General features: G+C 61.0%; 17 protein-coding genes. 4 read left to right on the top strand and 13 right to left on the bottom strand.

Going from position 1 to position 21728, the window contains the following annotated elements:
- Positions 1-19: 19 nt before the first annotated feature.
- The 4 genes from N3J91_10575 to ftsH form a co-directional block, all read right to left on the bottom strand.
- On the bottom strand, positions 20-1240 hold the full coding sequence (locus N3J91_10575; protein ID MCX8156874.1) for a glycosyltransferase: 1221 nt from the start codon (positions 1238-1240) through the stop codon (positions 20-22).
- A 19-nt stretch (positions 1241-1259) separates the two neighbouring features.
- Positions 1260-1592 (bottom strand): DUF4404 family protein, encoded by a 333-nt coding sequence (locus N3J91_10570; protein ID MCX8156873.1) that lies wholly within the window; start codon positions 1590-1592, stop codon positions 1260-1262.
- Positions 1589-2302 carry a hypothetical protein gene (locus N3J91_10565; protein MCX8156872.1) on the bottom strand — a complete coding sequence of 238 codons (714 nt, stop codon included), beginning with the start codon at positions 2300-2302 and terminating at the stop codon, positions 1589-1591. The genes N3J91_10570 and N3J91_10565 overlap by 4 nt, the downstream gene beginning before the upstream one ends.
- A 100-nt stretch (positions 2303-2402) precedes the next feature.
- Positions 2403-4424, bottom strand: coding sequence for an ATP-dependent zinc metalloprotease FtsH (ftsH, locus tag N3J91_10560; protein ID MCX8156871.1), 2022 nt, complete (start codon positions 4422-4424; stop codon positions 2403-2405).
- Positions 4425-4657: 233 nt separating this feature from the next.
- Between ftsH and N3J91_10555 the strand changes: the two genes are divergently transcribed.
- From N3J91_10555 to N3J91_10545, 3 genes are all read left to right on the top strand, one after another.
- Positions 4658-5545: a DUF4405 domain-containing protein gene (locus N3J91_10555; protein MCX8156870.1), complete on the top strand. Its 888-nt coding sequence runs from the start codon at positions 4658-4660 to the stop codon at positions 5543-5545.
- Between the two features lie 215 nt (positions 5546-5760).
- Positions 5761-6957: a 2-iminoacetate synthase ThiH gene (gene thiH, locus N3J91_10550; protein ID MCX8156869.1), complete on the top strand. Its 1197-nt coding sequence runs from the start codon at positions 5761-5763 to the stop codon at positions 6955-6957.
- Positions 6958-6993: 36 nt separating this feature from the next.
- Positions 6994-7914 carry a hypothetical protein gene (locus N3J91_10545; GenBank protein MCX8156868.1) on the top strand — a complete coding sequence of 307 codons (921 nt, stop codon included), beginning with the start codon at positions 6994-6996 and terminating at the stop codon, positions 7912-7914.
- Here the strand turns inward: N3J91_10545 and N3J91_10540 are convergent.
- From N3J91_10540 to N3J91_10515, 6 genes are all read right to left on the bottom strand, one after another.
- Positions 7889-9040, bottom strand: a complete 1152-nt coding sequence (locus N3J91_10540; protein MCX8156867.1) for a type III PLP-dependent enzyme — start codon at positions 9038-9040, stop codon at positions 7889-7891. The genes N3J91_10545 and N3J91_10540 overlap by 26 nt on opposite strands.
- Positions 9041-9125: 85 nt before the next feature.
- Positions 9126-11039, bottom strand: coding sequence for a glycoside hydrolase family 55 protein (locus tag N3J91_10535; protein ID MCX8156866.1), 1914 nt, complete (start codon positions 11037-11039; stop codon positions 9126-9128).
- 105 nt (positions 11040-11144) lie between these two features.
- Complete coding sequence (locus N3J91_10530) at positions 11145-12131, bottom strand: hypothetical protein (GenBank protein MCX8156865.1); 987 nt, start codon at positions 12129-12131, stop codon at positions 11145-11147.
- Positions 12132-12191: 60 nt separating this feature from the next.
- Entirely contained in the window at positions 12192-13679 is a 1488-nt protein-coding gene (crtI, locus tag N3J91_10525) for a phytoene desaturase family protein (protein MCX8156864.1), read from the bottom strand.
- 12 nt (positions 13680-13691) lie between these two features.
- Positions 13692-14954 carry an AarF/ABC1/UbiB kinase family protein gene (locus N3J91_10520; GenBank protein MCX8156863.1) on the bottom strand — a complete coding sequence of 421 codons (1263 nt, stop codon included), beginning with the start codon at positions 14952-14954 and terminating at the stop codon, positions 13692-13694.
- 122 nt (positions 14955-15076) lie between these two features.
- The gene (locus tag N3J91_10515) at positions 15077-16651 is read right to left on the bottom strand and encodes a 2-isopropylmalate synthase (GenBank protein MCX8156862.1); all 1575 of its coding nucleotides are present in this window, start codon (positions 16649-16651) and stop codon (positions 15077-15079) included.
- 345 nt (positions 16652-16996) lie between these two features.
- Here N3J91_10515 and N3J91_10510 point away from each other — a divergent pair, with 345 nt between their 5' ends.
- The gene (locus N3J91_10510; protein ID MCX8156861.1) at positions 16997-18967 is read left to right on the top strand and encodes a hypothetical protein; all 1971 of its coding nucleotides are present in this window, start codon (positions 16997-16999) and stop codon (positions 18965-18967) included.
- A 112-nt stretch (positions 18968-19079) separates the two neighbouring features.
- Here N3J91_10510 and secG read toward each other — a convergent pair whose 3' ends face one another.
- The 3 genes from secG to N3J91_10495 form a co-directional block, all read right to left on the bottom strand.
- Positions 19080-19502 (bottom strand): preprotein translocase subunit SecG, encoded by a 423-nt coding sequence (secG, locus tag N3J91_10505; GenBank protein MCX8156860.1) that lies wholly within the window; start codon positions 19500-19502, stop codon positions 19080-19082.
- 12 nt (positions 19503-19514) lie between these two features.
- Positions 19515-20279, bottom strand: coding sequence for a triose-phosphate isomerase (gene tpiA, locus N3J91_10500; protein MCX8156859.1), 765 nt, complete (start codon positions 20277-20279; stop codon positions 19515-19517).
- A gap of 61 nt (positions 20280-20340) precedes the next feature.
- A complete protein-coding gene (locus tag N3J91_10495) occupies positions 20341-21594 on the bottom strand; it encodes a phosphoglycerate kinase (protein ID MCX8156858.1) in 1254 nt (417 codons plus the stop codon).
- Between the last annotated feature and the right edge of the window lie 134 nt (positions 21595-21728).

Genomic DNA, 21728 nt, shown 5'->3' with positions numbered 1-21728 from the left:
CCGGGAAGGCGGCAGAGGACTACGGCTGGCGGGGGTTGGAGCCATCCCCGGCAACCCGCTCTACAAAGTTCACGGCTTTTCGGCTGATTACCTGCCAAGCCAGCTCGCGTTGGACCCGGGCACTGGCGCGCTGTCCCCATTCGATTTGCTGATCGTGCGGCAGTTGCAGTTGATGCAACACAGCCTCGGCAAAGGGCCGGCCAGCGAAGGGCACGAAACGGGCCAGCGGTTCATCAGCAAAATAACGACTGATGCTGCGGAGAGCGGTGCTGACCACCGGCAGGCCCACGCCCAGATACTCGACAATTTTGGCCACAAAGGCGCAATGGGTGCCGGTGGTTTCCTCGTAGGGCACCAAGCCCACACTGGCGGTGTGCAGATGCCGGGCGACCTCGTGATAGGGGGTGAATCCGGTCAGTTCCACCCGCGCGTGGGGCACTTGATTGCGCAAACGTTCCACGAAACCCAACAAACTTGGCGTTTCACGTCCCACAAACCGAAGGACCACCTCCGGTCGCCGACGGACGAGCTCGGCCATGCCCTCCAGCGCGATTGGGCCGAGATGATGCTGGTCGAAGGACCCATGCATCACCACCACCGGCTTTTCTGGCGGCGGAACCAGATCCGGCGGGCGCAAGGGAAACACGGCCGGATCGTAGCCGAAGTAGATGGGACAAATGCGCTCCCTGGGACAGCCTGCCTGGGCCAAATGCTCGGCCATGGTGTCACTAATGGCCAGCACTCCGTCCGCCCCGTAACGCCGCGGCAGGGTGACTTCAAAATGCTCCAAGCGGCGCAGCAAAAAGGGGGGGGCCACATACGGCGGCCAGGCCTCCATGAACCCCGTCAAGAAATCCAGATAATTCATGACGGTGCAGATGCCCAGGCGTTTTTTTAGCCTGCCGGCGGCCACCGAAGCGATAGTGTGCTGGGAAAGAATGACCTGCACCGGCTCCCGCTGCACACTCCGGGCCACCTGCTGCTCCAGAAACCACGGAAAGGCCAGGTACTTGAGATTACGCAGGCGTGCGTAACGGCCCATCCGCCAGCGGGTAAAAGGCTCCAAATGCACCCGAAACTCCCGCGCCACCTTCTCCGGCTCCTCCACTTGCGGGCAAAACAGGCGCACCCGATGCCCGCGCCGCACCAGCTCCTGCACCAAATAAATGGCCTCGGAAGAGCCGCCCCCGGTGGGGGGATAAAAGGGCTCGTGGGTAAGAAAGGCAACGGTCAAAGCCATGGTATGCGGAAGGGGCAGCCTAAATGCCCAGATTCGACAGGGTGGTGCAAATGCGGTTGACCACGTCCACCAGCCGGGGATGCGAAGATTCAAATCCCTGCACGGAACGGGCCAGGCCGTTGAGGGCCGTGTCCAGCAGGGGCTGTTTCACGTCCTCACGGGTGGCTTCGTGGGTGGAGAGGGCGGCAAACTGGGCGATGCTCCGGGCGTCATCGGCATGCGTTTGAGACAACGAATGCACTTCCTCCTTGAGGCGGCTCACCAGCTCCAGCAATTCCCGCCGCTTTTCCTCCGGCAACTGTTCCGTCGAAGCCAGCCGGGCCTCGATTTTGGCAATGGTATCTTGGATCATGCGCGGGCGGAGGTTTGCACCAGGGGGATCAGGATGACGATTTCTTCGCGGCCATCGGGACCGGCCTGCTGGACCAGCCCGCCTTCAAGTTTCCGAATCAGCTCATAAACAGCCAGGGTCTGAAACTGCAGCACCGGATCCTCATTGAGCGGCGGTTTTTCAGTGGGACTGGCCTTGCAACTCATCCGCACCCGGAAGCACTGGCGGTCAGGAAAGAGCGGCGCCACATCCGCCCCCTCGGGGGGGACCTCCCCGCGTGCCTGGTCCACCGTCACCACGCCGGGAGAGCCCTGACAAACGGAGAGAAAATGCCGCAAAATGAAACGCAGCCAGCGCCGCTCCACGGCCAGCTTGTTCAGCGTGCCGGCGTTGGGGGCGCGCAATTCCCAGCCCTCCTTGCCCGCCATAAGCTCCGTCAGCACCGCCAAAGCCTCCGCCGGCTCACACTCATGGCGTTCGGTGGGCAGGGTGCGCCGCAGTTTGGCGAGGGCTTCCACGTGCTTGCCGGCCTCCTCGCTTACCCGTTTGATGATGGCCATGCCGGAGGCAGCCACCTGGGGATTCTGTTTGGACATTTCAGCAAACTGGGCATGCCCCGAAATCACCGCCAGTTTGTTTTTCAGGTCATGGATGATGCGCGACGAAAGCAGGCCGAGCAGCTCCAGGTTGGTCAGCTCGCTGTCCAATCGTGAGGCACCGGGTCGGTTCATGGCGGCAGTATAACAAATCCCGTGGGTTCAGTCGCCAAAAAAAAAGCCGCCCGGCGCGCCCCCGGCTGGCACCAGACTCGAAACCGCCCCGGTTATCGGCTCAGGCCGGCGCGGGTGCGGGGGATCCCAGGCCCGGCAGCGTAGGCGGCTTGGGCACGGCCATCTCTGGTGTCGGCGTGTCGGCCGGAGCCCCCGCCGGGGCGGAGCCGCGGTACTGGGGCTCGGAGGGAGTGAAGCGGCCGGTGCGGACAATTTCCTCCACCTGGCTGCCATCGAGCGTTTCGTACTCCAACAGGGCCTGTGCAATCATTTCCAATTTGTCCCGGTGCTGCCAGATCAGGTCCTTGGCCACTTTGTAGCAATCATCAATGATGCGCTTGATCTCCTGATCAATTTCCCGGGCGGTCTGCTCGCTATAGCCCTTGCTGCGCACCATTTCACGGCCCAGGAAGACGTAGCCGTCTTCCTCGCCAAATTGAATCATGCCCAGCTTCTCGCTCATGCCGAACTGGCAGACCATGGCCCGCGCAATGCTGGTGGCCTGTTGAATGTCGTTGGCAGCACCGGTGGACACATCGCCGGTGTACAGCTCCTCGGCAATGCGGCCGGCCATGATGACCGAAATCATGGCCAGCATCTCTTTTTTGCGCCGGCTGAACGTGTCCTCCCGTGGCAGGGACATGGTGGCGCCCAGGGATTGTCCCCGCGGGATGATGGTCACCTTGTGCAGCGGATGCGTGTGGGGCAGGAGCACGTTGACCAGCGCATGGCCAGCCTCGTGCCACGCCGTGCTGCGTTTCTCCTCCTCGCTCATGGCCAGACTGCGCCGCTCGCGGCCCCAGCGCACCTTGACCCGTGCCTCTTCCAGCTCAGCCATGGTGATGGCTTTCTTGCCGGCGCGGGCAGCCAGCAGGGCCGCCTCGTTCAACAAGTTGGCCAGCTCGGCCCCGGAATAGCCCGGCGTGCCGCGGGCAATCACCGCCAAATCCACGCTGGGATCAAGTTTCACCTTCTTGGCATGGACTTTCAAAATCGCTTCGCGCCCGCGCACATCGGGGAGGTTGATGACAATTTGCCGGTCAAAACGCCCCGGGCGCAGCAGGGCCGGGTCCAGAACATCCGGCCGGTTGGTGGCCGCGATGATGATGATGCCGTCGGTGGTGTCAAAACCGTCCATCTCCACGAGCAGTGCGTTGAGGGTCTGCTCCCGCTCGTCATTGCCGCCGCCCAGGCCGTGCCCGCGGCTGCGGCCCACGGCGTCAATTTCGTCGATGAACACCAGGCAGGGGGTGTTTTTGCGGGCCTGCTCGAACATGTCGCGCACCCGGCTGGCGCCCACGCCCACGAACATCTCGACAAAATCCGAGCCGCTGATGCTGAAGAAGGCGGCATCGGCCTCCCCGGCAATGGCCTTGGCCAGCAGGGTTTTGCCGGTGCCCGGCGCGCCAATCATGAGGATGCCCTTGGGGATGCGCCCGCCGAGGCGCTGAAATTTCTTGGGGTCGCGCAAGAACTCCACCAGCTCCTGCACTTCTTCTTTGGCCTCGTCCACGCCGGCGACATCCTTGAAGGTGGTCTTGTTTTTTTCCTTGCTCAGCATGCGGGCCTTGCTTTTGCCGAAGCTTAAGGCCCCCCGGCCCGCCATGCGAATCTGGCGAATCAGAAAGAAATAAATCAAGGCGACAATCAGCACAATGGGCAGCACGCCCACCAATAATTGCGTCAACACCGTGTTGGGTTTGCGGGTGTCAAATTTGTCCGTCTCCAGCAGCAACTTCAAATCCTCCTCGCTCAGGATGATGTCCTTGACGAGGAAGGGTTTCTCCTCGATTTTGCCGTTGCGTTCGATCCGGTATTTCCCCACGACTTCATACATGTTATCGTACTGGGCATCCCGCACGAGGGTGCCCTGCACGATGTAGTTGCTGCGGACCAACGAGAAAAATTCCGCCCGCCGCAGGGGCTGCTGTACGCCGTCGGAGCGCTCTTTGAGCATCATCAATAGCGGAATGGTGGCCAGAATGATGATCCAGACCAGCCACGTGCGCGGCGAAACTTTGAAATCTCCGCCCTTCCGATCGCCCTCGTTGTCGCCCTTCCGATTATTCTCGTCGTCAAACATGCCTTGCCTTAAGTCAGGGCAAACTACCATCAAATAACCTTATCTGCAACAGGTACCATTTTCCGATGGAGGCAGCGGGAGGGCATGGGGCAGGTCCGGGACGGGACAAAGCACTGGCGGGATTACCCCTACGAACGCGGTTGGGGCATCAGGCATTCCCGCACAAGATTAAAGCATGGAATCACCCACTAAACGGCTTGTAACCTTTGTGCCGGCCAAGACTCTATCTGTATATGGCTGATCCAGCGATGTCCTCAATGAAACGCGCCTCTTTTAGCTGGCGGGCGCTAACGTCAGTTCTTGTCCTGGCCGGTTTTATCATTCTGGTGGTTACCGGCATCATGCTGTTCGTGTCGCCACCGGGACGGGTGGCCAATTGGACCAACTGGACTTTGCTGGGGCTGACCAAAAAACAATGGACGGCTCTGCATGTCTGTTTCAGCGCACTGTTCCTGGGAGTGTCCGTGGTCCATCTTCTCCTGAACTGGCGGCCCATGGTGGGGTATTTCAAGGATCGTCTGGCGGGGCGGCTTGGATTTCGCTGGGAATGGGCCACCGCCCTTCTTCTTTGCGCGGGGGTGGCGGTGGGGACGCATTTTGCCTGGCCGCCGTTCAAGCAGTTGCTGGCCTGGAATGAAGCCCTCAAAGAGAGCTGGGAAACGCCCGGCCGGCGCGCCCCGATCCCCCATGCCGAACTGCTTTCCCTGGCCGAACTGGCCCGCCAGGCAGGGGTGGCCCTGGAGGTAGCCACCCAACGTCTGGCGGCGGCAGGCCTGAGCGTGGAATCGCCTGAGGTACAAGTGCAGGAGCTGGCCCAACGCCACAACCGCTCCGCCCAACAAATATATGATGTCATGGTGGCCACCCCCGGCGGGCGTGGCAAGGGGCGCCAGGGGGGCGGCGGCGGAGCAGGAGGAGGCGGAGGCGGCGTGGGGTGGAAGACCCTTGCCCAGTTTTGCCAGGATGAAAAAATCGCGCTGGACACTGCCTTGCAGCGATTGGGCGAACATAAAATCCAAGCCTCAACGAACCAAACCCTGCGGGAGATTGCCGTGGCGAACGGGTTCTCCCGCCCCTTTGAACTGGTGGAGATCCTGCGCGGGGATGCCAAAAAACATTGAATCTCAAAAGCCATCCTCCTGCTGGCGGTGTCCTCTGCCGGTGTCCCGGACAAGAAGCACTTGAACGGCCCCAAGCCACGGCCAAGGCCGGCCAGCCTTCGATTTGACCTTTCCGGCCGGCTGGACAATTTTTTAGGGGAAGGTAAGCTGCCCCACGGGGTGGCGCTCAAGCCGCCCGCTGCGAATAAGGAAGGCGCAATTCCTTCCGTGGAAAAATGAGTTTTGTTGAGACATTTGCGACATTGCCGCTGGAAACAATGACGGCTGTCGCACAGAAAGCTCCGACGGCGCGGGTGCAGGCGGCGCTGAGTGTGGGGCGCCTTGAGCTGGCGGATTTTGCGGCGCTTCTCTCACCGGCCGCTGGTGAGCATTTTTTGGAGGCCATGGCCCGGCGGGCGCAACGGCTGACGCAGCAACGGTTTGGCAAGGTCATTCGGCTGTTCGCACCGCTCTATCTGTCCAACGAGTGCATCAATAACTGTCTTTATTGTGGCTTTTCCCGGGACAACCCCATTTTGCGAGTCACCTTGAGTGTGGAGGAGGTCTGCCGGGAAACAGAGGCTTTGCTGGCCCAAGGTTTCCGGAATGTGTTGCTGGTGGCCGGAGAGCATCCCAAGTACATCCCCGTGGATTATCTGGAGGCGTGTGTGCGCGAGGTGCATGCGCGCACGCCGAGTGTCTCACTCGAAGTGGGCCCGCTGGAAGTGGAGGACTATCGCCGGATGGTCAACGCGGGCGCCGATGGGCTGGTGGTCTATCAGGAGACGTACAATCGTGAGGTTTACCAGGAGATGCATGTCAGCGGCCCCAAGCGCGACTTCAATTACCGGCTGTGCACGCCGGAGCGCGCCTATGCCGCCGGGTTCCGGCGGTTGGGCATCGGGCCGCTGTACGGGCTGGCCGACTGGCGTTATGAGGCGATTGCGGCCGCCGCGCATGCGCTGTATCTGCTGAAACACTGTTGGAAGGCGTTTCTTACGATATCTTTTCCGCGGCTGCGGCCTTGTGCCGGCGAGTTTCAACCGCGGACGCAAATGCGGGACCGGGACCTGGTGCAGTTGGTCTGTGCTTTCCGTTTGCTGCTGCCGGATGTAGGTCTGGTGCTGTCCACCCGTGAATCCCCTGCCCTGCGCAACGGCCTGCTGCCGCTGGGGATCACCCTGGTCAGCGCCGGCAGCCATACCGAGCCGGGCGGCTATACGGGCGCGGGCCGCGACAAATTGCACCTCACCGAGCGCGGACGCATCCGCGAGCTGGCGGCGGGCGCCAGCGAATGGGCGGGCGCAGGCGCCGGAGCCACCGGGCAATTCCAGATTGCGGATGAACGCTCGGCGGAGGAAGTGGCCGAGTTCATCCGGCGCCTGGGCTATGAGCCGGTGTGGAAGGACTGGGACGCCGCGTTAACCGCTTGAGGGGCCGCTCCGATTGGGGCATAGTTGGGGGCACCCATGAAAAACACGCACTGGTTGACCTCGCCTCGTTTCCCGGCCATGTTTGTCCTGGCCCTGTCGGCAGCCCTCGCGTCCGGCGCGCCTGCGTTTCAAGCGTCCACCAATGGTTTTGCTTTCGATACGGGCTTTTGGCGCGGCCAGTTGCAGGCCAACGGGAAAACGTTTGGTCTGGTACCCGTGCAGGACACCAACAACCGCACGCTCGCCCGTTCCATGGGCTGGCTGGCGGTGTATCGAGTTTTTTCTGACGGGCGGCGCTACGGCGGTGGCGGGTGGGACTGGCCGCATGAGAGCCGCCTGCAGGCCGACGGGTCGGTCAAGGTTTTCTGCCCGGCCGAAGCGGAGCGGCCCTTTGATTTTACCGGCCGCTACCTCTGGCGCGATGCCCGGACGGTGGACTTGGAGTTGACCATTGTACCCCGACAACCGCTCAAAGGATTTGAGGTGTTTGTGGCGTCTTATTTTGCGCCTGCCTACTCCAATGCCTGGGTGTGGACGGCACCGGCTGACGGCGGGCCGCCCCAACTGACCCGCGCTGCGCGAGAGGCGGGGGATTGGCAGATGTTTCCACGCCGGCCGGAGCTGGCCGGGTTAATCCAAGATGGGCGATGGAAGTTGGAGCCGCACCCGGTGGAGTGGACGCTTCGGTCTCCTTTCGTCCTGCCGATTGCCATCCGGCAGGCCCCCGGGCGGCAACCGGGGGTGGTCATTTTTGGTGATCCGGTGGAGTGTTTTGCGATGGCCATGCCCTATGAGACAGAGGGGCATTATTCGCTTTATTTTTCGCTGTTTGGGCGGGATCTGCCGGCACAAAAGCCGGCCACGGCACGCCTGCGTTTGCAGGCCCTGCCTGACCTCGAGTGGGCCACGGTGCAAAAGGCCTGGCAGAACTTTACGAAGGCTGAGGGCGGTAATTGAGGTGCACCAGGCGCGCTGGCGCGAAGCCGTTGAAGTGCGTCGCGGAGGCGTTGGTGTAGGCGCCCACATTCTCCGCGTACACCCAGTCATCCAGCTCCAGGGGGGGCAGCAGTTCGGACTGGCTGATGCAGTCCAGGCCGTCGCAAGTCTGACCAAAGACCGCGCAAATCTCCGGCTCGCCTTTTTTGAAGGCCTTGAGGTGGTACTGGCAATGATCGAAGATGATGCCGGAGAAGGTGTGATAAACGCTGTCGTCAATGTAGTAGCACGTTTTGCCGTCGCGCACCGCTTTGCCCACGATCGTGGCCAAGCTCACGGCGGCGGTGGCCACCAGGAAGCGGCCCGGCTCGGCGATGATTTGGATGTCGGGGGAGAACAGGCGGTCAATCTCGGCGTGGATGCGCTGCGCCAGTTCCTCGAAAGGCTTAACATGCTTATGATACGGCGCGGGGAAGCCGCCGCCAATGTCCAGAATCTTCAGCTCATGGCCACGGGAGCGGCTTTCTTTCATCACCGCGGCGGCCATTTCCAGGGCCTGGACGAAGTTGAGGAAATTGGTGCACTGGCTGCCCACGTGAAAGCTCAAGCCCTCCACCACCAGGCCCAGGCGATGCGCGGCCTCGATAAGGTCCACCGCCTCGCCGGAGTCGCAGCCAAACTTGCTGGAGAGCTCGACCATGCTGCCGGTGTTGGGCACCCGCAAGCGCACCACCACTCCGGCCTGGGGGGCGTAGGTTTTGATTTTTTCCAGCTCTGCGAGGTTGTCAAACGTCACCAGGGGTTTGTAAGGATTCAAGGCTTTTAGCGTGTCCTTGGCCTTGATGGGATTGGCATAAATGATCTTGTCCCAAATGAAATCCTGCTGGCGGTCCGGCGACCAGTGGCGGATGTTGTCGTAAACGAGCATGAATTCCGCCAGGGAAGCCACATCGAAGCTGGCCCCCTCCTGGAAAAGCGTGCGCACAATTTCCGGGGCGGAATTGGCTTTTACGGCGTAGTACGCCTGCACCTTGGGCAGATGGCTTTTGAAGCGGGCGTAATTTTGCCGGATTATTTCATGATCCACCACAATCACCGGCGTGCCATGCTGCCGGGCGATTTCTTGCAGGATGTTCTCGTTAATCATAGTCGCTGCGCCCCGCCAAGTTGCAATTCCCCCGCGCCGGGGTCTAGCAAAAACTTCCTGGTTTCAGCCGCGGGGTGTGTGGGGCTCACGGTTGGCGTGCCGGCAGGGTGCGCCCGCTGTACAACGCCCAACCAATCCAGCCGCCCCCCTGTTCGGTGCGCGTCTCGGCACCACGGGTTTCGCGGACTTTGACGGGGTAAGTTTTGCCAAAGGAAATCTCGCGCACGCCCATCGCGCTGAAGGCGGCGTCCTTGATGTCAAACATGGGCCGGAAATCATTGGTGGCGACATCCGGGGCGTAGTTGAACAGCCCCAAGATTTCAGTGGCGCCACCTTGATCGGTGAGAAAGCGCACGCCGCGCCCCTCGTGCTTGATGCCCAACGCCCACAAAAGCCCGCCGTGGTTGCGCACCAGGCCGGTGTCGCTGTCGCCCTCGGGGTTGAGCTGGCGCGCCCAGAGGTGCTGGCCGGGCGATTTAAGCTCGATGTGGGACGGGCAATCGGTGACAAAGATGTCGCCCCTGCCGCCGCCCACGATGCGCAAGTCGCAGCTTTCCACCACCAGCACGCGGGAGGTGGAGCGGTTTTCCACGGCGGCCGGGCGTCCGCCAAAAGCGTGAATGTGCTGAAACTTGACCACCGGGGCCGAGGCATCGTCCACGAGGAAGCGTCCGGCGTTGCCGCCAATGATGCGCCCGAAGCCCAGGCCGATGACGTGCCGCACAGAGGCGGGCAGGCGCACCTCGCCATTTAGCGTGTACCAATTCGGGTCCCGTCCGCCAATCCCGCGAAAGTACACCGTGGTTTTGCCGTCTTTAGCCGCGGCGTCCATGGCGGCCTGAAACGCCGGGGTGTCGTCCTTGTTGTCCCCCGGCACCGCGCCAAAATCATTCACGCACACCCACCGGCTGAGATTGGTTTCCCACGGCACTTGCGGCTCCGGCTGGATGGGCAGTTTAAGGGCGGTGTCTGGCGAATCGGGGAACAGTTTTTTTGCGGGGTGGGATGTGTATTCCTCCAGCTCAGCCCCAAGGCGGCTGCCCCCGGGGGTGGTGCTGACAAGCACCTGTTTGAAGCCCGTGGCGGACACGTTGCGGGCGTACAGCACGCTGGTGTTGGTGATGGCTGGTTGCGTGGGATCGCTGCCGGTGAAGCGCCCGCCCGTCAGGGCCACCACCCCGCCCCACCATGTCCAGTTGTTGGGGTATTCATTGTGCAGCGCCACGGGCGTGTTTTCCACCACCAGGTCCTCAATGCCCACGGCGGTGGCGTTGACGTGGACGCCCACCTTGCGCGCGTTGCGTACCGTGAGGCGCGAAAGCGTCTGTCCCCAACTCCAGGCGCAGCGCACGCCGGTCTCAAATGAGCCTTCCACCACCACATCCTGCACGAGGCTGGGGCCGTTTTGGCCGAGGAATCCGGCGTTGACCCCCACGCTGCCGGTGCCGATGATGCGGATGTATTTAAGCAGGCTGCTGTTATTGCCGTACCAGCGCACGCCGTCCACGTGCGGGTTTCGCCCCACATCAAGGGTGAAATTGCAAAAGTTCCGCATGAAAAAATCGGCGGAGGTCGGTTTGGTATCGCTGGGATGCGTGCGCAAGACCGAGGTGATGTTGGTGGGCACGCCGTCATCCAGCCGTAAGATGACGCCGTCACGCGACTCACCATAGACCCACGGCCCCACGGCTGCGTGCACCACCAGATTGCTGGTCAGGCGGTAGGTGCCGTTGGGCAAATAGAGCAACTTGGTGGCCTGTCCGCCGCCGCGTTGAGAACTGGCGTCGAGGGCGCGCTGCAACGCCTCGGTATCATCAGTCCGTCCGTCGCCACGGGCATTAAAATCGCGTTTGACATTGAGGACGGAAGCATCTTCGGGAAAAACCAGCCGCGGGGGTGGCATGCGCGCGCCGCCGGTCGCCGCGGCTGCTGGGAATTGAACGATCAGCATGGCCGCCGCCGACAGCGCAGCGGCCCTTAAAAAGGGATGGTAGGCCATGCAGGAAGTGTAAGCCCGAAAGCGGTGGCAAGGCCAGCAACTTATGCAAAAATCCCGATCGCAACGCGGGCTGCATTCACAGGCCTTTGCACAGCATCGTCCGGCTCAGGGCGTCATATCAAGCACCACACCTTCGAGATAAAAAACCAGGTCGCGGTAGGTGCACACGTCGGGCATGCCCATGGTGCCAAAGGACATATCCGCCACCCGCTCTGCGAAGTTCACCGGAAAGCAGGCTTTTTCCAAAGCCACTGCCATGGCGGCGGCGTTGTTGGTGTCGCCCACCAAGAGGGCGCGCGTGTAGGGCGTGGACTCGGCGGGATTAAAAAACGCGGGGGTATCCGCGCTGCCTTCGCGACGGAGGCCGTGGCCTCCTGGATAGTGTCCGCGAAACTCATTGGCGAGGGCCATGGCCCGATCCGCCGCCGGGGCGACAAAGCCCACCAGGAAACCATAAGTGCGGTTGGGCTGCAGGACCAGGTGGTCGTCGCCGGTAAAGGTGAACCGGAAGAACTGGCCATTGCCGGGTGCACCTTCGGGGTTGGCTTTAAAGGGTCGCAAATCAGGCATGAATCCCCCCCGCACCACGCGGAGGTTTTTGAATGTTTCACCCTCCAGGTAATCATCGGTGAGGGGATCATTGGGATTGAAAGTCTGCCAGCGAGTCCCGGGAGGAGCAGTAGTGGTGCCGTGGTGGTTGGTGGTGGGCTGTCCCTCCACCTCCAACCATTGCACGAACAATTCAGCGTCGGCGGCACCGGGCCGGAAAGGGTTGGTGCCAAAGCCGGTGCGCAAGGTCAGCGCCTCCACCCGCACGGCCTGGGAGCCGATGCGGAAAGTCTGTCCCAAATCACGATCTCGGTTGAAATAATACCTTTGGAGCACCGTGTCGTGCTTCAAACTCCGTCCGTCCCGCAGCAGATGCCGGATGGAGGTGTTGCCGCTGGTGTTGTAGTTAGTCACGGCGATCAACACCTGCGCCCCTTGCGGCGGCCCTGCCAGTCGCGTGATGGTCATGCCGGCGCGGGCGGGGGGCGTTAGTCCAAGACTTGCCACCCAAAGCCCGCACCAAAGCAGTGGATTAAGTTTCATGGCAGACGCAATGAAACGACTAAGTGGCGCGAAAAGCAAGCCAGGCAGGCGTCCAGAGCATTAATTCTTTGCCCAACGCCGGCTGATCAAGTCCGCGGCAATGCGGCCGGATTGGTAAATCGTCGGCAGGCCGCTGCCGGGATGCGTCCCGCCGCCCACCAGATAGCAGGCGTCAAATTCCTCGAAGGCGTTGTGAGGGCGGAAAATTAGCATCTGGCCCAGCTTGTGGCTGAGGTTGAAGGTGGCCCCGCGGTAGATGTGGTAATCCTGCTGCCATTCGAGGGGGGAGATGACGTGCTCCACCACAATGTGCTGGCGCAAATCTTTCAGCTCGGTTTTGGTCTCAATCTGGCGCAGGAGCAGTTCGCGGAAGCGCGGTTTTTCTTTTTCCCAATCAATGGGGGCCTGGCGGTTGGGCACCGGCGCCAGCACATAGAGGGTGGACTGGCCGGGCGGCGCCAGGGTGGGGTCCACGCGGCTGGCGTTCTGCAAATAAAAGGAAGGGTCCTCGGAAAGCCGTCCGTTCTGCACGATGTCCTGCACGTTTTTTTCGTAGTCCTGGGCGAAGATGATGTTGTGATGGGGGATGTCGTAGAGTTTGTCCAGCCCCAAGTACAACATGAAGGTGGAGCAGGAATATTCCATGCGGGCCAGACGTTCATCGGTATATTTGCGCCGATGCTCCGGGCGCACCAGGTTGGACATGGCCCAGGCAAAGTCGGGATTAACGATGACGGCGTCGGCGGCCACCTTTTCGCCCGAGGCCAGCCGGACTCCGACCGCCCGGCGGTTTTCCACCAGGATTTCCTGGACGGGCTGCCCCAAGTGAATTTGGCCGCCATCCTCCTGCACACATTTGGCCATGGCCTGCGAGATGGCATTCAAACCGCCGATGGGGTGATAGATCCCATACTTGTGTTCAATGAGAGACAAAATAGTGAACGTGGCTGGGCACTGCCAGGGGGACATCCCCAGATATTTGGCCTGGAAAGTCATGGCAATGCGCATGTGCTCATGCTTGAAGTAAGTCCGCAAGCGGTCATAGACCGAGGTGAAGGCGTCCAGGCGGGGAATGGCCTTGATGAAATTGGGATTCAGGAAATGCCACCAGCGCATGTAAGGATGTTGGAGGCAGGGATACACCAAGTCCAGTTTCTTGCCCTCCCGCTCGCGATAACGCAGGTAATTGGCGCCGTCCCCCGGGAATAGCCGCTCAATTTCGGCCACCATCCGTTCCGTGTCCATGGTGGGAAAGAAATCGGTGCGGCCATCAAAGCGGAGCCGGTAGAAAGGGTCTATCGGGATGAGCTTCAAGCAGTCGTCGAGCTTGCGCCCGCAGTCGGCAAAGACCTCCTCCAACACCCGCGTCATCATCAGGAAGGTGGGGCCGGTATCAAAGGTGAAACCATCCAGGCGCAGAGGGGCGTTGCGCCCGCCCACGACATAGCTTTTTTCGAAGATCTCCACCTTGAAGCCCTGACGGGCCAGTAACATGCCGGCGGTCAAACCACCCGGGCCGGCACCAATGATGACGATGGTACGAGCCATGCGGAATCCATTTCAGACGGCCAGTCTGACCGGCGGCTGAGGCGAAGGGCGGGAGGGCCGCTCCATGGTGGCAAATAATCGCTTGAACGTGGCCAGATGCGGGCGCATGTCGCGCATTAAAACCGCCTTTGGATTGCATTTCAAGACCATCCCGTCCAAATACATCAAACTTTTGATGATGGGATACATGCCGCGCTCAAACTCCATCCCACTATGCACCGCCAACTGAATGGTGCGCATCATTTGCCGGGTCAAACTCACCTCGCTGACGGTTTTATCGGCGAAATCGCGGTAGAGATCAAGGAATTGCCGCAGGTAGGCCTCCCATTGCGCCGCCGGCAGGGCGCGCCGCGACATCCGATGGATGGCACACGCCGCGCCCACATAATCTTCGCCGGCCAGGGCTTCAAAAAAGGCAAACAACCCCAGCCGGAAAGTGTCGCTCACCTCGCTGAGCGCTCCGGTATCCACAAAGTAAAGATGGCCGTCCTGCCAGATGATGTTGCCGGGATGCAGATCGCCATGAAACACGCCCAAGCCAAACATGTAAGCCCCATGGACCAAAAACAGTTTGAGCAGCTCCTCATACGGCAGCTCGCCCACCGCCAGCAACTCGTCCAGCGTGCGCCCATGCAAATATTCCATGACGAGCACATTTTCGCCGGAAAGCTCCTCATAAAGGTGCGGGAAGCGCAAGGGCGCCAGCAGGGGCCAGTGGGCATGTTGTTCGCGCAGTTGACGCAGCCGCCGGGCATGGCTGATTTCGTTGCGCAAATCGAGTTCGGCCAGGGTGTACTCTTCAATGTGTTCGAGGATGCCCACAGGATCGGCTACGCGGCGCAACTTCGGATAAGCCCAGGTGGACAGGCGCATCAATTTTTTCAGACGCCGAACGTCGGCCTTGAAACGCTCCTTGAAATCCCCCTTGATCATTTTTACCACCACCTCCTGGCCATCCCGTAACACGGCGCGATGCACCTGCCCCACGGAGGCGGCCGCCAGCGGCCGGGGTTCAATGCGCAGGAAATGCCTGCGCCAATTTGGAGGGCAATGGCGGTCAATTAGTGCCTCAACATCCTCCGCCGGGATGGGGGTGGTACGGCGATAAAGCTGGGCGAGGTGACGGCATTTGGCCTCACCCAGGAAATCAATGCGCAGGGCGAAAGTCTGGCCGATTTTGACGGCTAAAAGACCGCGGCGCTCAAACCTTTCCAGCGGAGGCAGGCTGGGGCCGTAGATATCGCGGAGCAAACCGATGAAACTTATCCAGTTCATAAACAGATATTATACATATCTGATACAAACATGGCATCGTTCCGTGCTGGCGCAAGTTGACTTTAGATGTTTTTTCGGTCTGGCTGCGTGATGTCCGCGGCTCGGTCAGCCGCCCAAAACCATCAGGGCTGGCTGCTTTCGCGCTGCTGCCGATGGCTGTCCTGGCACAGGAAGCGGTTGACGGCGTTCAGGTAAGCGCGGGCGCTGGCTTCGATGATGTCGGTGCTGGCGCCCTTGCCAGTGATAACCTTTTTGTCACCGAAATCCACCTTGACCGTCACCTCGCCCACAGCGTCTTTGCCCTGAGAAACGGCGCGCAGGGTATAATCCATCAGCGTGCCGCCGGTTTTGGTGATGCGGTCAATGGCCTTGAGCGCGGCGTCCACGGGGCCATCGCCGATGGCGGCATCCTGGAAATGCTCGACTTTACCTTTGGCGCCAGGTTTGCGCAGGCGGACAGTGGCGGTGGGCATGGTGGCGTTGCCGGTGGTGACGTGGAGATAATCCAGGGACCAAGTTTCCGGCACCTCGGCGATATGCCCTTCCACCAGGGCAATCAAGTCCTCATCGTACACAAACTTTTTGCGGTCCCCGATTTCCTTGAAGCGCTGGAAGAGCGAATTGATGTCGGCATCGCTCATTTTGAAGCCCAGGTGTTTGAGGCGGGCGGAGACAGCGGCGCGGCCGCTGTGCTTGGTGAGAGGCAGCTCGGTCTGGCCCCAGCCCACTTCCATGGGGTCCATGATTTCGTAGGTCTCGCGTTTTTTGAGGATGCCATCCTGGTGGATGCCCGCGGAATGGGCGAAGGCATTTTCGCCCACGATGGCCTTGTTGCGCTGGACGATGAGGCCGCTCATGCGGGCCACAAGGCGGGAAGTTTTGACGATTTCGCGCGTATTGACGCCGACGGTGTAGCCCGCGAAGAAGTCGGCGCGCGTCTTGAGGGCCATGACAATTTCTTCGAGGGAAGCGTTGCCGGCGCGTTCGCCGATGCCGTTGATGGTGCACTCCACCTGCCGGGCGCCGGCGCGGATGGCGGCCAGGGAGTTGGCCACGGCCAGCCCCAGGTCATTGTGACAATGCACGCTGATGATGGCCTGGCCGGATTGAAACTCCGGCACGGCGGCGTGCAACTGGGCGATCAGCGCGGCAAACTGGTCCGGCACGGCCCAGCCCACGGTATCCGGGATGTTGACGGTGGTGGCGCCAGCCTTGACCACGGCGCGGCAAACCTCGATGAGGAATTCCGGCTCGGTGCGGGAAGCATCCTCGGGGGAGAACTCCACGTTTTCAACGTAGCCCCGGGCCCGGGTGACTCCCTCCACCGCCAGGCGGAGGATTTCATCCTGGGCCTTGCCGAGCTTGAATTCACGGTGGATTTTGCTGGTGGCCAGGAAGACATGAATGCGGGCGCGTTTGCCGGCGGGTTTGAGCGCAGCGCCTGCGGCGTCAATGTCCTTGGGAGTGCAGCGGGCCAGGCCGGCGATGATGGGGCCTTTGACTTCTTTGGCAATGGCATTAACGGCGGCGAAGTCGCCCTCGCTGATGACGGGAAAACCGGCCTCGATCACGTCCACCTTCAAGCGGGCAAGCTGACGGGCCACCTCGAGTTTCTGGCGCAAATTCATGGAGGCGCCGGGGCACTGCTCCCCGTCACGGAGCGTGGTATCGAAGATGAGGATGCGTTGGTTTTTCATGGTGTCGGTGTTTTATTCGCTGCCCGCTGGTGATGTGTCCGTTGTCTGCCAAAACAAAAACCCCACCGCCAGTGTGGCAGCGGGGTTCAGATTCCTGTTGGATTGACCTAAAACCCGCCCGCCACGCTGCCACACAACAGCAGCAGCGCCTTCGACAGTCGCAGGTTCAGGTTTCTGCTCATGGAGATAGGGGTAACCCGAAAGCGCCGGGGCGTCAAATCATTTTTCGGTAACCTGGCGGCCAGGAGAGGGGTCACAGGAAGAGATGCGATTTGGGCTGGCCATTTGGCAGCAGGCATGGCATACCCATATCCAGACAGACGCTACGGTTTAACAAGCAATACCATGAAAATTCCTCACTGGCTGGCAATAGCGGGGGCTTTGGTGGTTTGGTCGGTGCAAGCGGCCGAGGTGCCTCCGCCGGAAAAACTTCTTCCCGACACCACCCTGGCGGTTTTGACGGTGCCGAACTATCCGGCAGCGGATGCGTGGTACAATAATTCGCCGGGCGGTAAATTTCTCGACGACCCCGCCATGAAGCCTTTCATGGACAAACTCAAAGGCAAGTTCCGCAAGGACGTGGTCGAGCCGCTGGAGAAAGAATTGGGGATCAAGTTTGCTGACTACGAAGGTTTGGCGCAGGGGCAGATCACCCTCGCCATCACCGCGGCGGGCTGGCAGGGGACCAGCGATAAAATGCCCGCCTTCCTGATGCTCATGGATACCGGCAGCAAGAGCAGCCAGTTGAAACAGAATCTGGCGGCGCTGCGCAAGAAATGGCAGGAGGCCGACAAACCCTTGAAAGAGGAAAAAGTGGGCGGAGCCGAATTTACCACCTTTACGCTCATGACGGATGATTTACGAACGGTAATCGAGCGCGTGTTTCCTGATCCAAATGCCGGCTGGGAAACCATCACGCCGAATCGCCCAGGCGCGCCGCCGCGGCGGCAGGCCACACGAGCGGAAAACCGGCCGGTCCACCTCACGCTGGGCCAGTCCGACACTCTGTTTATCGTGGGCACGTCGTTGAGTGAGATTCGCAAGATTGTGGAGCTGCAAACCGGCCAAGGGGGCAAGGCATTGGCGGAGGTGCCCACTTTCAAAGCGGATTATGCGCGGCTCTTCCGCGACGCGCAGTACTTCGGCTGGGTCAACGTGAAACTGCTGGTGGAGCTGGCCATGAAGGGAGTGGATCCCGCGGCCGGAGGGGGTGCCAACAACCCCATGGGTGTCAACCCGGTGCAGGTGGTCAATGCGCTGGGCTTGAATGGCGCGGAGACCGCCGCTGTAGCCCTGCAGGGGGACAAACAAGGCGCAACCGTGCAATTCTTCCTGGGGGTGCCGGAAAAAGCCCGCAAAGGGCTGTTCAAGTTGTTGTCGCCCATGGCCGGTGACACAACGCCCCCGCCCTTTGTCCCTCGTGATGCCGTCAAATACACACGCATCCGCTACAATTTCAGCGAGGGCTGGAGCACCATTGAGCAGACGCTTAATGATATCAATCCCGGTCTGCTGGGGGCGCTGGCCTTTTTTGAAAGCGGACTGAAACAGCAGAATCCCAACTTCACGCTGCGCAAAGGACTGATTGAGCTGCTGGGGGACGACATCATCACCTACGAATTCAAACCCACCGGCCAGACGTTGGAGGCCCTGTCCACGGCGCCCGGGCTGGTGCTGATCGGCTCGCCCGCGCCGGAGAAACTGTTGGAAACCGTCAAGGGGCTGTTTAATAACTTCGCGCAAATGCGCGGTCCGCGCGGGGGCCGGCGGGATGCTGAGCCCACGCAGTTAAAGACCCGGGAGTTTCAGGGTGTGACCATTTACACCTTCCCTCCCACCCCGCAGATGAATTTCCGGGGCGAGCGCATTGGGGAGCGGAGCCTGAATCTGTGCGCCAGCGGCAAGTATCTGGTGTTCTCCTATGATAACGGCGTGTTGGAGCAGTTTCTGCGCAATGCCAAGGCGGCCCGCCCGCTTTCCGGCGTGGCCGGCTTGAATGAGGCCGCCCAGAAGGCGGGGGGCTTGAATACCGGCATGTTCCACTACGAAGATCAAACCGAAACCATGCGCTTCTTGTTCAACGTGTTGCGGAAGGAGGGCTCACGCATCGGCGAGCTGCTGGCCATGACGCCGCTGGGGGGACGGCTTGGCTTTGCCGATGACAGCAAGGCCTTCCAGGAATGGTTTGATTTCACCCTGCTGCCGCCTTTTGAAAAGGTGAGCAGGTATGTGGGCATCACGGTTTATACCGGCGCAGCCACCCCGGAAGGCTTGTTGATCAAGGCTTATACGCCCAATCCGCCGGGATTCAAATAAGCCACCGGTTTGGTTCAGCCTGAATGGCGAAAAAAATCCGGCGTCGTGCGATGTGCACGACGCCGTTTTTTTTCTAACTTCAACCTTTCTATAGCGAGTGCTTGAGAGCCGCTCACGGCTTGGCCGGCGCCGCATTGGAAGCGGGCGCAGGCTGAGCGGGAGCGGTATTGGTGCCCAACAAGGTCAGGCCGGACGGCAATTGCGGCGCCGCCGGCGCGGGCGCGGCCGGTTGCGCAGCCACGGGGGAGGAAGTGGCCTGACGCATCCGTTTCATGCGCACTCTGGATTCATCCGTGCGGGGGCCTAAAATGCTCAAGATGATAGCCAGGGCGAAGAACAGCCCGGCGGCATACTTGGTGGCCTTGGTCAGCACGTTGCCGCTGCCGGCACCAAACAAGGTGTCGGTGGCGGCGGAGCCGAAGGCCTGTCCCAGGCCGGCCTCTTTCTTGGGCAGTTGCATCAGGATCAACAAGATCAAGAAGAGGCAGTTCAGAAACAGAACGATGGTGAGGAGGGTGACAAATAGCGAAAGCATAGCTTGTCCCAATTAAATGCTGTTTTTAATGATGTCGCTAAAGCTGCGGACCTCCAGAGAGGCCCCGCCCACCAGGGCGCCGTCCACGTCGGGCTGGCTCATCAGCTCGCGGGCGTTGCTGGGCTTGACGCTGCCGCCGTATTGGATGCGCACCTTGCGCGCGGTGGTTTCGTCATACAGTTTGGCCAGCAGGCTGCGGATGAAGGCATGGGCCTGCTGGGCCTGCTCAGTGGTGGCTGTTTTGCCGGTGCCGATGGCCCAAACCGGTTCGTAAGCGATGATGGTTTCCACCATCTGCTCCCGGGTCAGGCCGGCCAGGCTGCCCCGGACTTGGGTTTCCAAGACCTTTTCGGTCAGCCCGGCCTCGCGCTCTTGCAAGGTTTCGCCCACGCAGATGATGGGCTTGAGCGAGGCGGCGTGGGCCGCCAAGGCCTTGCGGGCGATGAGGTCATCGGTCTCCTTTTGATACTGGCGGCGCTCGCTGTGGCCGAGGATGACATAACGCACGCTGAATTCCTTGAGCATGACCGCGGCAATTTCGCCGGTGTAGGCGCCCACGTTGTGCTCGCTCATGTTCTGGGCGCCGAGGCGAATGTTGGAATCCAAGATGGCCTTGGAGACCTCGCTCAGGGCGGTGAACGGCGGGCACACCACAATATCCACTTCCTTGACATTGCTCAGCTCGCGCTTGAGACCGTTGACGAGGTCCAGAGCCTCGGCCACAGTCTTGTTCATCTTCCAATTGCCGGCAATGATCAATTTGCGTTCTTTATCCATATAAATCAGTCCCTTACCCTTGGTGTTGGCTAAGATGTGAGCATCCTTTTTCGTCGCCAGGTTATTTGTCGCTCAGCGCGGCGACGCCGGGCAGCACGGCACCCTCCAGGAATTCGAGGCTGGCGCCGCCGCCGGTGCTCATGAAAGTCACCTTGCCGCCCAGGCCGGCTTTGTTCAGGGCTTTGACGCTGTCGCCGCCGCCGATGATGCTCTTGGCGCCTCGCTGGGTGGCATCGGCCACCGCCTGGGCGATGGCGTTGGTGCCTTTGGCAAATTCCTTGTTTTCGAAGAGGCCCATGGGGCCGTTCCACAAGATGGTTTTGGCCCCGGCAATCACTTCGGAGTAGGCCTTGATGGTGGCCGGGCCGATGTCGAGACCCGCTTTTTCCGCCGGGCAGTTCATGTCGGTGTTGACCTGCGCGCCCTGGTACTCAATGACCGGCTTGCCCTTCTTGTCGAGCTTGTCGGTCTTGACCGGCGTGGCGACGACGTCGTCCACGGGCAGCAGGAATTTGACGCCTTTGGCCTGGGCTTTGGCGAGCGCGGCTTTGGCCACGTCCACCTTGTCCGGTTCCACGAGGGATTTGCCGGTTTGATACCCCTGCGCCAGGCGGAAAGTGTAGGCCATGGCGCCACCAATGAGGAGGCTGTCGGCCTTTTCCAGCAGGCGGTCAATGACCTTGATTTTGTCAGAAACCTTGGCCCCGCCCAGAATCACCACGAATGGCCGGGCCGGGTTTTCCAGTTCATCGCCCAAAAACTTCAATTCGCGCTCCATGAGGAGTCCGGCGGCGCATTTGCCACCGCGGGCGGCCACCACCCGGGCCACGCCCTCAGTGGAGGCGTGGGCGCGGTGGGCCGAGCCAAAGGCGTCGTTCACATAGACATCCGCCACGGCGGCCATCTTTTCCGCGAACGCCGGGTCATTGGCTTCTTCCTCGGCGTAAAAGCGCACGTTTTCCAGCAGCAACAAGTCGCCCTCCTTCATGCCCGCCACGGCCGCAGCCACGGCCTGGCCGATGCAGTCCTCCACGAAAGCCACGGGCTGGCCGATCATCTCGCTCAGCTTGGCCGCGACGGGGCGCAGCGACATGGTGGGATCCTTCTTGCCCTTGGGCCGGCCGAGGTGCGACGCCAGGATGATTTTGGCCCCTTTCTCCTTCAACAAACGGAGGGTGGGGAGGGTTTCCTGGATGCGGGTGACATCCGTCACCACCATTTGTCCCCCCTTCTCTTCCATGGGCACGTTAAAATCCACCCGCACGAATACGCGCTTGCCGCGCACCTCAAGGTCTTTGACGGTCAGCTTTGCCATACCAATTCAAGGTTAAAGTTCAAATTAAACAGAACCAGCATGTTAATGTATTTCCTTTCTGAGTCAAAGAGTTTTCCGCAGCCCCCCGGGCGGGGCTGGCGCCGGGCCGGCGGAGGATTGCCACGTGGAGGGGG

The organism is Verrucomicrobiia bacterium (assembly GCA_026414565.1).
Taxonomy (GTDB): domain Bacteria; phylum Verrucomicrobiota; class Verrucomicrobiia; order Limisphaerales; family Fontisphaeraceae; genus Fontisphaera.
This window is presented reverse-complemented; position numbering and strand designations above follow the sequence as displayed.